Raw genomic sequence first — 13,255 nt, forward strand, 5'->3', positions numbered from 1 at the left:
GAGAAGAGCAATGGCGGATCTCGGGCAACTGGTCGATTGCATCGAGCAACGGTCGGAGGCGCTCAGTGCCCTCGGCTACCGGGTCCGGTTCGATCTCACCGATGGCGGCAGCATCCTCGTGGACGCGACCGGCGGCGGCGTGAACGTCTCCACCGGCGAGGGCGGCGAGGCCGATACGGTGATGAAGCTGAGTTCCGACAACCTTCTTAAGCTGGTGCGGGGCAAGCTGAGCCCGACGATCGCATTCTCTACCGGCCGCCTCAAGGTCCAGGGCTCGCAGGGCGTGGCGATGAAGCTCGCCGGTCTTCTCGATCAGTGATGCGTGCGCTGGAGGTGACGCCGGTCTGCGCGTGCAGCCATCGAAGATCTTCAGGAGAGACAGGATGAAGGTTCTTGTGCCCGTCAAGCGGGTTGTAGACTACAACGTCAAGATCCGCGTAAAGGCCGACGGCTCCGGGGTCGAACTCGCTAACGTCAAGATGTCGATGAACCCCTTCGACGAGATCGCCGTCGAGGAGGCGATCCGGCTCAAGGAGAAAGGCCAGGTCACCGAGATCGTGGCCATCTCGATCGGCCCGCAGGCTGCGCAGGAGACTCTGCGCACCGCGCTCGCCATGGGCGCCGACCGGGCTATTCTGGTGAAGACCGACGTCAACTGCGAGCCGCTCGCGGTCGCCAAGCTCCTGAAGGGGGTCGTGGAAAAGGAGAATCCCGAACTCGTCATCCTCGGCAAACAGGCGATCGACGACGATTCAAACCAAACCGGGCAGATGCTCGGCGCCCTGCTCGGCTGGCCGCAGGGCACCTTCGCGTACAAGATCGAGTTCGGCGAGGGCAGCCTCGACGTGACCCGCGAGGTCGATGGCGGCCTGCAGACCGTGACACTGACGCTTCCGGCGATCGTCACGACGGATCTACGCCTGAACGAGCCGCGCTACGCCTCCCTGCCAAACATCATGAAGGCGAAGAAGAAGCCGCTCGAAGAACTCGCGCCCGACGCGCTCGGTGTCGATGTGACGCCGAAGCTCACGGTGCTCAAGACTGCTGAGCCGCCGGGCCGGTCAGCCGGCGTCAAAGTCAGCTCCGCGGCCGAGCTGGTACAGAAACTCAAGGTCGAGGCCGGCGTCATATAAGTCTACGCAACCGTGGCCGCGCTCCCGCTACGGTCGAGCGCGGCCCGCACACACAGGGGTTCGCACGCACATGACCACACTTCTCTTCGTCGAGCACGGCAACGGCCGGATCAAGGACGGCACGCTCAAGGCGCTGACCGCCGCCAAGACTATCGGCGCACCGATCCACGCCCTCGTGCTCGGTTCCGGATCGAAATCCGTGGCGGAAGCGGCCGCCAAGCTCGACGGCGTCGAGAAGGTGCTCGTTGCCGAGGATGCGGTCTACGATCACGATCTCGCCGAGCCGGTCGGGGCTTTGATAGCGTCGATCGCCGACCCCTACGAGACGGTCATCGCCTCGGCCTCGACCACGGGCAAGAACGTGCTGCCGCGCGTGGCCGCCCTGCTCGACGTGGCGCAGGTGTCGGACATCATCAAGGTCATCGCACCCGACACCTTCGAGCGGCCGATCTACGCCGGCAATGCGATCCAGACCGTGCAGACGCCGACCGGCAAGCGTGTGATCACGGTGCGCACCGCGGCCTTCAAGGCCGCCGAGGAAAGTGGAGCCGCGGCCCCGATCGAGCCGGTCTCCGCCGCCGCGCCTGACGCGGCCCGTTCGAGCTTCAAGGGCGAGGAGATCGCCAAGTCCGACCGCCCGGAGCTGGCCTCCGCGCGGATCATCGTATCGGGTGGCCGCTCGCTAGGATCGTCGGACAAGTTCCATGAGTTGATCGAGCCCCTAGCTGACAGCCTCGGCGCGGCGGTGGGTGCCTCGCGCGCAGCCGTGGATGCCGGCTACGCGCCGAACGACTGGCAGGTCGGCCAGACCGGCAAGGTCGTGGCCCCGGACCTCTACGTAGCGGTCGGCATCTCCGGCGCGATCCAGCATCTGGCCGGCATGAAGGACTCGAAGATCATCGTCGCGATCAACAAGGATGAGGACGCGCCAATCTTCCAAGTTGCCGATTACGGCCTCGTTGGCGATCTGTTCCAGGTCGTCCCGGAGCTGCGATCCGAGATCGCTAAAGCTTAAAGCTAGAGGCTCATTCAGTAAGCAGGTCCCGGCGGCACGCCAAGTGCAGATCGTCGTCGGGACGGCGGCGCCGCGGTCATCGTGAGAAAGCCCGGGCGTTGGTCGCGCTACCCATGGCGAAAGCCAGCGTGGCGGCGGCGATCTGCGCCGTGCCATGGGCCTGGCCCCGCGCATTCCGGGCCGCCAAGAGAGCCCTCTGCGCCTCCAGCGCCGCCGTGATCGTCCCCGCGCCGCTGCGATAGGCAGACAGGGTCGCGTCGTAACTGACCGCGGACGCTGCCACGAGCGTGGTAGCGGCGCGGAACGCGGCGAGCGCGCTCTTCAGCGCGTCGACCGACACGACCACTTCCCGCGCCGCGTCCTGCTGTAGGCGGATGAACGTGTCCTCGGCCTGCGCGGTCCGGGACCTCGCCTCTTCGAGGCGCGCGGCCCGCACGCCTCCGTCGAAGATCGGCACGGAAACGCCGCCGAGCACGGTGACGTTGCTGCTTCCTGGCGACGTGCCAAGGGCGGAGCTCCCGACGTTCCCCACGATGGGCAACGACGTCACGCTCAGCCGGCCGTTCACGGAGTTCCCCGAGACCGACGTGAAGACCTTCGGCAGGAAGTCGGCTTCCGCCGCGGCGACGCCGGCGCGGCTGGCCTGTGCGGTCGCGACCGCGACCTGCAGGTCCGGCCTGTGGCGCAGGGCCGTTCCGACGAGCGTTTCCAGGGGGGCACCGACCAATGGGGGCAGAGGATGGACGGAAGCGTCCTCGACGCGGATCCGCGTGACCGGCGACACGCCCATCGCGCCGATGAGGCCGTTGTAGGAATCCCGCTCGGCGTTCCGGCCCTGGACCAGGTCGAAGTCGGCCTGGGCGAGCATCTGCTTGGCCTGCGCGACCTCGACGGTGGTCCCGACGCCCTGGTGCAGGCGGCTCTCGGCGGCGTCGAGGACGGCCCGCGCGTCACGCTGCGACGCACCCGCGATGCGGACGCGCTCGCGGGCGGCGCCGAACTCGTAGAACTGCCGCCCGACGTCATAGATGATCTTCTGGTGGACGGCGTTGAACGAGATGTTCGAGGCGAGCGACAGCTTGCCGGCCGCCTTCGCCAGCGCGTCACGCTGCCCGAAATCGAACAGGAGCCACTGCAAGGCTGCCGTCGAGACCGTGCCGGTAGCCTCGGTCCCGAGGTTGCCGGTCCGGCCGGTGAGCGGCAGCGTCTGGCTCGACGAGGTATACTGATACCCGCCGAGGACCGTGGCGGTGACGACCGGCAGGTAGCTCGCCTTGACGATGCCGACCGCCAAAGCCGCCTGCCGGGCCTGCTCCCATGCGATGCGGGTCGTCGGGTTCGTGGTCTGCGCGATGTCGATGAGTTCCGGCAAGGTGTGGACCCGGACGGGGTCTGTGGCCGGCGGCGGTTGAACGACCGCGAGCGCAGGCCTGGCCGGGAGACCGAAATCGACCTCGCTCATCTCGATGGGCGCCGGTGCGCCCGGCGGCACGAAGGGCGTGCCGGGCGTCGCCGGGGCGAGGTCCAGGGACGACGTCGCGCATCCCGCCGTGAGGAGGACGGTCGCCAGACCGAAGGCGCGACGGAGTATCCTAAGCATGTGCGTGACGCCTCGCTGCGTCCGAACGGAGCGTCCGCCACGCCTCGGCGAACCCGGCCACGTCCGGGGCGCCCCTTGCGGGCGCTTCGGGGTCGTCCGCCTCGTGCATCGCCCCGTCCACGGCAGCCGCCATGGCTCGGGCACCGGCCATGGCGGGGGGGCGGTGCTCCGCGGCGAGCGATCCGATGCGGGCCGCGCGCTCGTAGAGACGCTCCCCGGCGTCGAGCATGTCGGTGGCGGGCCGCGCCCGTTCGGGGCCGTCGCCCGGCTCGTAGGCCAGGGCGTCGATCTGGTCCCGCAGGCGCTCCAGGGCTTCCAGCGCGCCGGGGTCGGAACGCTGGCCGACGGGACCGGTCTCCTCCCTCGCCACGAGGCCGCGGATGCCGGCGAGGAAGCGGCGCACCGTCGCCTCCACCTCCGGCAGGATCGAAACGGGGTAGAGCCGGGTCGCCACCAGGAAGATCACGAGGTCGCCGAAGACGATGCCGATGATCCTGTCGCGGGCGACGGTCAGATCCGTCTTCAGCGCGAAGCCCTGCAGCACGCACAGGCAGAACGCGAAGGCGATCTGGATGCCCATGTACGAAATCCGCTCGCTGCCGACGACGACCCACGCGCTCGGCAGGACGACGGCGGCGACGACGACGAGCAGGCCGGTGATGCCGTCGATGTGCGGCAGGACGTACACGAGGGTCGCGAGGCCGAGCGTCGCGCCGATCAGGCAGCCGGATAGGCGCAGGACCAGCTTCCGGTTGGTCTCGCCGACCGTGAGCAGCGACCCCACGAAGCACGTGATCATGCAGGTGTGGATGCCCGGCCAGTCGAGGATGGCGTAGGTGAGGTAGCAGGCCATCGCCGCCAACGTCGTCTTCAGCGCGTAGCGGACGTGGTCGGGGTTCGAGAACGCGTCGGGTTTGAGGAATCCCGATTTCGCGACCTTCGGCTTCGCTGCGGCCCGGCCGCTCGCGAAAGCCTCCTCCGCTTCCGTGACCAGATCCCCGAGGGCGTCTCCCGGCTGGACGGCCGGCCTTGCGCCCCCTGTCGTCGGTCGCCCGTGTTCGACCGTCTGCGCCAGGTCCCGGCACCGGGCGCCGAGGTCGGGACGGTCCGTGGGCTGTCCGGCGCCCCCACCGGCGGCAAGCCTGATCAGGAGCGCCCGACTGACGGGCATCAGGGCGCCCAGCCGCGCCGCCGACGTCCGCTTCAGACGGCCCAGGAGACCGGCCAGACGTACCAGCTTCCGGATCGCGCCATCGTCCAGGTCCACGACGCGAATGGCATCCGCGCGGCCCGGGTCCTCGAAGCACGCGGCAGCGAGCCTGAGGCGTTCCGCCAGCGCCTCCCTCGCGAGCCGCTCCGGATGCCGGCCGAAGGGCAGGTTGAAGGCGATCAACACCGCGAGCGGCATCATCGAGAACTGCAGGGCATAAAGCAGGCCCCGGGTCACGAGCTCGCCGTTGGCGCCCTTGCCGAGCAGGTCGATGCCGTAGGCGAGGACGAGGCCTATCGTGTTGCCCAGGGCGCCGAGCTTGCTCGCCGAGGCTAACCAAAGGATGCCGAACGACAGCAGGACCATCGCGGCGACCCGCGCCTGGGGGAAGTCCAGGGTCAGGATCGCGACGGCGAAGATGATCCCCACGATGATGGGCAGCAGCACCGAGAGGGCGATGCACATCAGGACGGTGGTCGCGCTGTCGGGCTTCTGCAGGAAGAGGACGAGGAAGACGCTGACCGCGGTCTCGGGGACCTTGAAGGTCATCGATGCCAGGACGACGAGCACGGACACCGCGGTCACCCGCAGGGCCATCCCGGTGCGGCCTGGGAAAGGCGCCAACTCGGCGAGGAGGGGCGACGGGCCGCGTGCTTCAGCAGTCGCCATCGCGGGGTATCCTGACGATGGCGCTGGCGCCCAGCCGGGCGAGATCCTCCGGCGGGTTCTCCAGCTTCACGCGCACGGGGAACCGCTGGGCGACGTGGACCCAGTCGACGGAACGGACGACGATGGGGACCGAACGCGGCAGGTTCACCCGGTCCTGTCCCGAGACGCCGTAGCCGATGCTGTCGACGCGTCCCTTGATGGGCACAGTCCGGTCGATCATCGAGTACACGACCGCGCACCCGCCGCCCCGGATGCGGTTGAGTTCGGTCTCGCGGAAGTTGGCGACGGCGAACCACTCGTCGGTGACGATCAGGGTGAAGAGCGACTGGCCGGGGGCGACGAATTCCCCCGACTTGACGGTGAGGCCGGTGACGCGGCCTTCGTGGGGCGCCTTGACGACCGTGTTCGCGAGGTCACGCGCCGCCAGGGCCGCCGTGGCCTTGCGGGTCTCCAGGTTGGCCTTCGCCGATTCCGTGTCACCGACCGCGCCGCGGGCGGCGGCGGCCTGCTGCATCGCCTGGGTCAGGCTTGTCTCGGCGTTGCGTTTGGCCGTGGCGGCATCGTCCACCTGCTGATCCGACACGTACCCCTTCGGATGCAGCGGCTTGATCCGCGCCAGGGTGTTCGTGGCCAGTTCGAGGTTTGAACGGGCGCGCACGACCTGCTGATCGGCGATCTCCACGTTCGCCCGCTCGGTGGCGACGGCCCGGGTCTGGCTCGCGAGCAGGCCCTCGCCGGCCTTCACCTCGGCCAGGGCCGCCTCCAGGCGCAGGCGGTAGGGCTCCGGGTCGATGCGGAACACCACCTCGTCCTTCCGGACCAGTTGGTTCTCCTGCACCGGCAACTCGACGATCCGTCCCCCGACCGAGGCGGCCATGTGGACCACGTCCGCATCGATGGACGCATCGTCGGAGGTCGGGTTGTGCTGCGTCGCGCGGTAGTAGCTCCAGCCTACGCCGACCGCCGTGAGGATGATCGCGAGGGCGACGAGCCTGCCGAGGAGTGCCTTAACCATGCGGCCGCATATCGCTCACGGGCCGAACAGCAGCAGCCAGAGGCCACAGTCGATGGCCAAGGCCGCACAGGTGTAGGTCAGCAGCTTGAACGGGATGCCGTCGTCGAGTTGGATGACGGAGAATGCCACCCTGAGCGACAACGCGCCGACGATCCCCGCGACCGCGCAGACGAGCCACGCAGGGAAGAAGGCCCCGAAGAGGCTGAAGGTCGGTGCCGCGGCTTGCATCACTGCCATCGTCCGGGAAGCCGGCACATTCACTGAGCCCCCCGGCCGATGGTGCTTCGGCCCTCGGGCCGGAGCAGGGACGCTACGGGCAGGCGGCCCTGAACGCTTGAACGATACGACTGACTTGCCGTCGCTGGCGGCAGCCGAGACGAAGTTCTCCACCGCGGCTTAAGGCGATGGGTTCGAAGTTCTTCGAACAAGTGATGGCTTCGGCACGGGGGTAGCCGATGATCCTGCCGCGGCTGGATTTCGGTCCACCGGCACCGGCGAAGGCTTTCCTTGCCGCGGACCGCCCCCCGGAAGTCGGCGAGGTCGGAGGCCGCGCGGGGATCGGGCTTATTGCCCGCGCGGCCTGCTGGCTGGACTTCCGGCGAGGGGGCGAAGCCGAAGGCCCAGCGTCCTATGCGGAGGCGTGGTCGGCCTCCGTGAGAGGATGGACGTCGAACGAAGGTGAGCGGCATGGCGGCTCTCTCAATCTTCACCATCGTGCCCGGGACCGCTGGCCAGCCGGGACCCGGCTGGTGATGCCGGCGTCCCGTCGCTCGGTCCGGCGCCATCGACGTCGGGAGAAGGCTGGTCGGGTCAGGCGGCCCGGTGAAGCAGCGATGCGACCACGGTCTTGGCCATGCGCCTGCGCGCCTCTTCGACGTCGATGTCGGGCGCGAGCCGATTCAGCATCGCCGGGAAGGCGGGCGGCTGGCCCACGGCACCGTTGAGCAGCGAGAAGAACAGGGCCGGATGGCTGCTGCGCACGATCCCGGCCTCGATGCCGGCTGCGAACAACGAACGGCAGGCCTCGTAGGCCGGCCTGAGGAGGCGCTCCGTCACCATCACCGCTCGCTCGGGGGCGTCCGACCCGTGGTGGAAGACGAAATCCCTTACCTCCGGATGGACCGCGTAGAAGTTCGCGACCGTGGTGATGAGATTGCTCAGACGTTCGTAAAGGGGCCTATCCGATTGCCTGGAAAGCTTTCCGACCTCGTCGATGACAGGCGTCGTCGCCGTCACGATTAAGTCGAGGCAGGCTTCCCAGAGCTCCGCCTTGCTGCCGAAATGGATGCGAACCAGGTTCGGGCTGACCCCCGCAGCGATGGAAATGCTCCGGATGTCGGCTCCGTCGAAGCCGTCGTTGGAGAACGCGAGGGTCGCCGCACGGAGAAGGGCCTGCCGACCGTCCGGCATGTCTTTGGTCCTGCGGCCGCGCGGACGGGTTCCCGCCTCGGCCGGCCCTCTGGGTCGAGAAACCATCCCACCCGCCGAATAAGTGTCCTTTCGTACATATAACGTCGGGCGTCGACGCTGCAAGCAGACGCGGCGGCCCACCGAGGGCGGATGACCGTGACCGGCCTCGCCGCCCACCCCGTCGCCGGCCAGGGGCTGGTCGAGTGGTGCCGCGGTCATCGACGGCTCGCGATCACGGTGCGGCAGGCCGGACTGAGATGGTCGATGTTCTCGACCAGGCAGTTGGTGATGGCGGTCCGGTTCGGGATGAAGGCCCGGCAGAGATTCATGACGTCAGAGGTGCATGCCTGGCGGTCGCGGATCGTCTCCGACGGGGTGTCGTGAAACTCCTGTGCCTCGACCTGCATGACCGATCCGACGAGGCACGTCAGCACCAGTCCGACGAGCGCGGTGGGAAGGTGCTTTTTACGGGGGCCTACGGCTCTCATCGATGATCTCCATGTTTCTGCAAGAGCTCCGCGCAAATGCGGATACCTGACGTGGGGGCTTTCGCCCTCGACCCGGTCTTGCGCTGGTTGCACCTACATCTGGGCCGGGCGACGGGAATTCCTTGAACGATACGACGGTCCCGCGAGACGGGGCCGCGTCCTAGCTCGGTCGGGGTCGCGGCGAGATCGGGTGGGCTTCGCTCGCGACGACCCTCATGTTCGCGAGCGACGAGGGCTTGCATCCGAAGGTCGCCCGGAAAACCCGGCTGAAATGCGCGCCGTCGGCGAAGCCGGCCTCGACCGCGGCCGACGTCACCGAAGCCCCGTTGCCGAGGCGGCGAATGCCAAAGAGCAGGCGCCGCCAGAGGAGGTACTTCCTGAGCGGCATGCCGACCTGTTGGGTGAAGAGCGCCGAGAACCGACTCGGAGAGAGGGCGACCTGGTCGGCAGCCTCGTAGCGGTTGGCCAGCGGTACCGGCGCGGAATCGATGAGATCGACAACCTCTGACACGCGGCGGTCCAGCCGCGGCAACTGCGGCAGTCCGTCGAGCCAGATCGAACGCCAGAGGTCGAGCAGCGCCCATGCCTCGTCATGGGTCGGCTCCGAACGGTCCATCTCGCGCAGCAGTGACACCAACCGCTCGTGCCCCTTGCCGTCCACGGAGGGGCGGACCTGCGCCAAGGCGCGGGCCGCACGGGTTTCAGGATCCACCCACAGGAAGGCGGTCCTGCCGGTCGCGATGACGCGATGATGTTCGAGTGGCGCGAGGACGCCTGCCTCGGGACCGATGCCCGGGGCGCGCGCCGTCTCGATGCGCAGATGGCCTTCCAGCGGGATGGCGACCTCGAACGCCCTGTGGCGATGCAGCCGCTGATCGGTGGCCTGGCCGAGGAACAGCGCCGCCCCGGGGAACAGGAATGCCTGCCGCGACGTCCGTCGAGCGCCGATTGACCCCTCAGCCAGCATCGTCACCGTCCCCATATATGCTCACACGTACATATATAGGTCCGCGCAAGTTGCAAGCTTCAAAAGGCTGCGGGACGGACGTGCACGGGATCCTGCCGCGGAAGGTCGAAGCTTGGTCGTCCGGATGACCAAGGAGCGGAATTCGGGCCCTTTGTGCAACGGCGCATGATGCGGGTACGGGTGCGTCTGCCGGGCGCGATGCGGATCGGCGACCCTGCGCGTCACAGACTTCCGGCCGAGGCCTCGATCAGAGAGACGACCGCCGGGTTGGGCTTACGCCTGATCGAGCGGGCGCTCGCGTCCGAGATGGGCGGCAAGGCCGGGATCGACTACCGCCCGGCTGGGTGCGGTTCACGCTCGAGGCGCCGTTGCCCGAGCGGCTCGCGGTGGTGCCGGACGTCGAGTTCGCCATCTGACGGCACGCGCGGCTAGGGCCGGCTTGGTGGTTACCGCCACAGGGCGGGACTTCGCCAAGGATGCCCTTGGGGAGGTCAAGGCGATCAAATCCAGCGCACGCAAGACCTAAATCAGCCTCAGGTTGACGATCGTATCCTCCGGTTAAGTTGGATCTGCTTTAAGAATAACTTTGAGTTGCAAAACATATCATTGGTCCGGAGCGCAAAAACTGCGCTCCGGTGCAATGATCTGCTCCCCGTTCCCTCTGTAGCGGACCACTAACGGCGCAAAGTTGTGGTCTTGAGCGCCGCAAAGTTCTGCTCTCTCTGCGAATGATTGCGGCACCCGACGTTCGATCTCGGTTTGTGGCTTGCACCGGTCCACTCGACATTCGCCGCAGCGGCCCGATGGAAAGCCGCCCGGGGATCTTCCGATGGCCTACGTTCATGGGAGTCGGCCAAACCGGCGCCTGGCCGCATCTCTGCTTGAGCACCTCAAGGGAAGGCTGGTCGACGCAAGCGAGGCCGTCGAAACGACCATGACGATGCAGGCCGCGACTGCATCCCCGCACTGGCGGCTGTCCAACGTCGCCGGCGTTCACGTCTACGAGGCGGACGGCGGATGGAATGCCGACTTGGTGTTCGAGAACCTTCCGCTCGGCGTGCCGGTGGTGACCGGGAACGCCGTTCCGTGCGCGACGCGCAGGGCGGCGTTGGAGAGCGCAATCAGGCAGCTGTCGGTCTGCGCGGAGCGAGAGAAGCATTACTTGGCCAGCTTCGACACGGCCATGCGGTGGTTCGTGTTCGACGAGGTCGAGGTTCCGGTCGACCCGGATTATCTACCCGGGGTGGCCGCGCGCCTCGCCGATGACGGCTTCACCGTGGAACAGGCCTGCCGGCAGCTTGCCCGGCTCCGCCGGATCATTTCCGGCGACGGCCCGGTCACGGCGGACAAGGTCGCCGCGGCGTCAGCGAAGGACCGAGAGAGCCTCGCCGTGGCCTGCGAGGTCGCCATGGCACTTGGCCGGACGCAGTTCTCGTTCGTGGATGTTGCCTGGGCGGACTACGAGGCCGAGGCTCCGGTCCCGATGCACTAGGGCGCCTTCGGCGCACCGCCGCCGGGGAGCGTGGCCAATGCCTTCTCCAAGTCTTTCGACAACGCGTAGATGGCGTTGCCCCGCCCGTCCCAAGAATATGTCGGCATGCACCCGGACGTATCGAGGTGCCGCCTCACGATACGCCAGTGCAAGTCCTGAGTATGCCCGAGCTCCGTGAGGGTCACGTACCTGCCGCGGAACGTCTCGAAGCTCTCGCGCGTGATCAAGGGGATACGCCGCCGGACCCTCGGGCAGAATGCCTTCTCGACCTTCAGGTGGCCCGCCCGGATCATCCGGCCGACCAGCTGATGGCTCATCCCCCGCATCTCGGCGCCCACGTCGAACTTGGTCATGTGCGTCGGGGGCGGCCTGTCCTGCCTGAGGACGTTCAACACCTCGCCGGCGTCCACCAGCAGGTCCGTGTATCGAGCACCGCCACCCAGGCGGCCCTTCCACGTGAGCCGTCCTGCGAGGACCAAGCTCACGAGTTCCACGATGTTGGTCGATGCGACCAGGCACGCATGACCCAGGTTGACCTGCAAGCGGGTCGGCTGCTCGACAGGCACGGCTCCCTCGCCCAGGCGGCCGATGAAGCTTTCCAAGTCCGCACGGGCGATGCGGTGACGCGCGTTGGCCACGTCGCGCGATCCGAACAACACGGGGATCACCCCCTGGACGATGAGTTCGAGCAAGTGCCTATGGATGATGCCGGTCGATGCCACGACCGCGGCGACGGGCAGGGCAACCCCGAACTCGCGCAGTCGCTCCTCGAACTCGGCCGCGCCGATCATCAGCCGCGTCCGCTCCGAGGCGGGAAGCGCCGGCGCCACGCCGGGTCTTGCAAACATGCCGCGTAGGGTCTGGTTGCACACCCGCGACTCCCTCGCGGCGGAGGACATGGTGTGCAGCCGCCGGGCCTCCAGGACCTGCCCGAGCACCACGGTGCCAGCCGCGAACGGCACGTTGTCGAGGGCATGCCGCCGCACGATGTCCCGGAAAGGGTCGAACGCAGGATCCGAGTTCCGCCCGACGGATCTCCAAATTTGCCCGTAGACCTTGTTGCTCCCCACGTAGCCAGCCTGGTTGGCCCGTGAGACGAGGCCATCGAGGAAGCGCTCGATGCCGGGCTCCGCCCCCTGCGCGACCCGAAAGCCGGCGAGGGAGACGGCCGCCCTTTCCGCTGGATCGAGACACTCGTAAGGGTGTGCTTCCTTATCGACCGTCTCGATCCCAAGGGCCTCGCAGATATCGACTGCGGCGTAGAGGGGCATCCGGTCGAGCCAGTCATCCGGGTTCATGATGCCGGAAAGGCGCCGGAGCACCCACTTCTCGAAGTCGCTCGGCTTGGAGGGCACGGCCTCGACACGCAATCGTTCGAGCCGAGGCAGCACCTCTGTCGCAATAGCACTCGAAAAGTCCACAAGTGGAAAGCCTGCGACGAGATCTGTTTCGACGAGCTGGATCGCGTGCACGTGGCAAGAGTGGATCTGCTCGACCATCCACTCGACACGCAGCCATGTCAGCGCCGTGGGCGTCACGTCCCCAGGACCGTCGCAAATGTCCCCGGCGATGCAGTGGGGGCAGAACCGAACGAACCCCGTGAGCAGTGAGCGCCGCGCGAGTCTCTCGCTCCCAATCCTGGAATCCGAAGGTCCGTTTCTGCGAGGGGTCGTACGAACCAGGCCATCCGTCTCGGCCGGATCGAGCGCACCGAGCGCCGCAACATGGCGGACGGCCGCCTCGTCGCCAACGTGGAGCCTTCGAACATCCACGCCGGTGCCGCGCATGAGGGTGGGAAGGTCATACCCGTTGAGGGCGGCGAGGCGCGAGGCGTAGCCGATAGCTACCTCCCCCGGATGCACCCGCAGAGCCCATTGCAGAGGTTCGACGTCCGCGACCCGGGTCATCGCTCGTCCTCGTCGTCGTCCTCCTTGTTCTTGGTATCCCCGAGGAACGACCCGGGCTGCAGCGCATCCCAGTCGTCCACGAGGAAAGGGTTCCGATCGTTGCGGCCACGGGCGAGGGATCGGTTCGCATAAGCGAGGGCGAAGTGTTCCCGCGTGAGTTCCTTCGCGTCGGGTTTGGCGTGCAGGGCCTGATGGATCGCGGCGGCGACGACCTGGCAGATGCGGGCGAAACGATAGCGTGCGGCGTGCGCAATCCGTTCGGGCATGTCCGTCTTCGCCATGGCTCCGATCTTCATCTCGACCGCCTTGGCCATCGTATTGAGGATTTTCACGACGAGCACCCTTTCGC

General features: G+C 67.6%; 13 protein-coding genes. 4 read left to right on the plus strand and 9 right to left on the minus strand.

What is annotated here, in order from left to right; translation table 11 throughout:
- The first annotated feature begins 10 nt into the window (after positions 1 to 10).
- The 3 genes from J3A75_RS26990 to J3A75_RS27000 all read left to right on the plus strand — a co-directional run bounded on the left by J3A75_RS26990 (position 11) and on the right by J3A75_RS27000 (position 2,148).
- A complete protein-coding gene (locus J3A75_RS26990; protein ID WP_043074401.1) occupies positions 11 to 319 on the plus strand; it encodes an SCP2 sterol-binding domain-containing protein in 309 nt (102 codons plus the stop codon).
- Positions 320 to 383: 64 nt separating this feature from the next.
- The gene (locus J3A75_RS26995; RefSeq protein WP_059409523.1) at positions 384 to 1,133 is read left to right on the plus strand and encodes an electron transfer flavoprotein subunit beta/FixA family protein; all 750 of its coding nucleotides are present in this window, start codon (positions 384 to 386) and stop codon (positions 1,131 to 1,133) included.
- 70 nt (positions 1,134 to 1,203) lie between these two features.
- Complete coding sequence (locus J3A75_RS27000; protein ID WP_043074428.1) at positions 1,204 to 2,148, plus strand: electron transfer flavoprotein subunit alpha/FixB family protein; 945 nt, start codon at positions 1,204 to 1,206, stop codon at positions 2,146 to 2,148.
- A gap of 76 nt (positions 2,149 to 2,224) precedes the next feature.
- On the opposite strand, the gene J3A75_RS27005 is transcribed toward J3A75_RS27000, so the two are convergent.
- The 7 genes from J3A75_RS27005 to J3A75_RS27035 form a co-directional block, all read right to left on the minus strand.
- Entirely contained in the window at positions 2,225 to 3,748 is a 1,524-nt protein-coding gene (locus J3A75_RS27005; protein WP_244573431.1) for a TolC family protein, read from the minus strand.
- Positions 3,741 to 5,627 (minus strand): FUSC family protein, encoded by a 1,887-nt coding sequence (locus J3A75_RS27010; RefSeq protein WP_083461035.1) that lies wholly within the window; start codon positions 5,625 to 5,627, stop codon positions 3,741 to 3,743. The genes J3A75_RS27005 and J3A75_RS27010 overlap by 8 nt, the downstream gene beginning before the upstream one ends.
- Positions 5,614 to 6,642: a multidrug transporter subunit MdtN gene (mdtN, locus tag J3A75_RS27015; protein ID WP_043074402.1), complete on the minus strand. Its 1,029-nt coding sequence runs from the start codon at positions 6,640 to 6,642 to the stop codon at positions 5,614 to 5,616. The genes J3A75_RS27010 and mdtN overlap by 14 nt, the downstream gene beginning before the upstream one ends.
- A gap of 15 nt (positions 6,643 to 6,657) precedes the next feature.
- The gene (locus J3A75_RS27020; protein WP_052516914.1) at positions 6,658 to 6,870 is read right to left on the minus strand and encodes a YtcA family lipoprotein; all 213 of its coding nucleotides are present in this window, start codon (positions 6,868 to 6,870) and stop codon (positions 6,658 to 6,660) included.
- 582 nt (positions 6,871 to 7,452) lie between these two features.
- On the minus strand, positions 7,453 to 8,052 hold the full coding sequence (locus J3A75_RS27025; RefSeq protein ID WP_043074404.1) for a TetR/AcrR family transcriptional regulator: 600 nt from the start codon (positions 8,050 to 8,052) through the stop codon (positions 7,453 to 7,455).
- 215 nt (positions 8,053 to 8,267) lie between these two features.
- Positions 8,268 to 8,540, minus strand: coding sequence for a hypothetical protein (locus tag J3A75_RS27030; protein ID WP_244573433.1), 273 nt, complete (start codon positions 8,538 to 8,540; stop codon positions 8,268 to 8,270).
- Positions 8,541 to 8,700: 160 nt separating this feature from the next.
- Complete coding sequence (locus tag J3A75_RS27035; RefSeq protein ID WP_179239944.1) at positions 8,701 to 9,507, minus strand: AraC family transcriptional regulator; 807 nt, start codon at positions 9,505 to 9,507, stop codon at positions 8,701 to 8,703.
- An 829-nt stretch (positions 9,508 to 10,336) separates the two neighbouring features.
- Here J3A75_RS27035 and J3A75_RS27040 point away from each other — a divergent pair.
- Positions 10,337 to 10,999 carry a hypothetical protein gene (locus J3A75_RS27040; RefSeq protein ID WP_043074406.1) on the plus strand — a complete coding sequence of 221 codons (663 nt, stop codon included), beginning with the start codon at positions 10,337 to 10,339 and terminating at the stop codon, positions 10,997 to 10,999.
- Here the strand turns inward: J3A75_RS27040 and J3A75_RS27045 are convergent.
- Both J3A75_RS27045 and J3A75_RS27050 read right to left on the minus strand, forming a co-directional pair.
- Positions 10,996 to 12,906 carry a TniQ family protein gene (locus tag J3A75_RS27045; protein WP_043074407.1) on the minus strand — a complete coding sequence of 637 codons (1,911 nt, stop codon included), beginning with the start codon at positions 12,904 to 12,906 and terminating at the stop codon, positions 10,996 to 10,998. The genes J3A75_RS27040 and J3A75_RS27045 overlap by 4 nt on opposite strands.
- Positions 12,903 to 13,247, minus strand: a complete 345-nt coding sequence (locus J3A75_RS27050) for a hypothetical protein (protein WP_143739238.1) — start codon at positions 13,245 to 13,247, stop codon at positions 12,903 to 12,905. The genes J3A75_RS27045 and J3A75_RS27050 overlap by 4 nt, the downstream gene beginning before the upstream one ends.
- Positions 13,248 to 13,255: the final 8 nt, after the last annotated feature.

The sequence above is a fragment of the Methylobacterium sp. PvP105 genome (assembly GCF_017876975.1).
Lineage (GTDB): Bacteria > Pseudomonadota > Alphaproteobacteria > Rhizobiales > Beijerinckiaceae > Methylobacterium > Methylobacterium radiotolerans.

Bases quoted from the DNA above. Each gene is read 5' to 3' on its own strand.
- mdtN (WP_043074402.1), bottom strand. From the start codon at position 6,642: ATGGTTAAGGCACTCCTCGGCAGGCTCGTCGCCCTCGCGATCATCCTC.
- J3A75_RS27025 (WP_043074404.1), bottom strand. From the start codon at position 8,052: ATGCCGGACGGTCGGCAGGCCCTTCTCCGTGCGGCGACCCTCGCGTTC.
- J3A75_RS27045 (WP_043074407.1), bottom strand. From the start codon at position 12,906: ATGACCCGGGTCGCGGACGTCGAACCTCTGCAATGGGCTCTGCGGGTG.
- J3A75_RS27035 (WP_179239944.1), bottom strand. From the start codon at position 9,507: ATGCTGGCTGAGGGGTCAATCGGCGCTCGACGGACGTCGCGGCAGGCA.
- J3A75_RS26990 (WP_043074401.1), top strand. From the start codon at position 11: ATGGCGGATCTCGGGCAACTGGTCGATTGCATCGAGCAACGGTCGGAG.
- J3A75_RS27030 (WP_244573433.1), bottom strand. From the start codon at position 8,540: ATGAGAGCCGTAGGCCCCCGTAAAAAGCACCTTCCCACCGCGCTCGTC.
- J3A75_RS26995 (WP_059409523.1), top strand. From the start codon at position 384: ATGAAGGTTCTTGTGCCCGTCAAGCGGGTTGTAGACTACAACGTCAAG.
- J3A75_RS27020 (WP_052516914.1), bottom strand. From the start codon at position 6,870: ATGCAAGCCGCGGCACCGACCTTCAGCCTCTTCGGGGCCTTCTTCCCT.
- J3A75_RS27000 (WP_043074428.1), top strand. From the start codon at position 1,204: ATGACCACACTTCTCTTCGTCGAGCACGGCAACGGCCGGATCAAGGAC.
- J3A75_RS27005 (WP_244573431.1), bottom strand. From the start codon at position 3,748: ATGCTTAGGATACTCCGTCGCGCCTTCGGTCTGGCGACCGTCCTCCTC.
- J3A75_RS27010 (WP_083461035.1), bottom strand. From the start codon at position 5,627: ATGGCGACTGCTGAAGCACGCGGCCCGTCGCCCCTCCTCGCCGAGTTG.
- J3A75_RS27040 (WP_043074406.1), top strand. From the start codon at position 10,337: ATGGCCTACGTTCATGGGAGTCGGCCAAACCGGCGCCTGGCCGCATCT.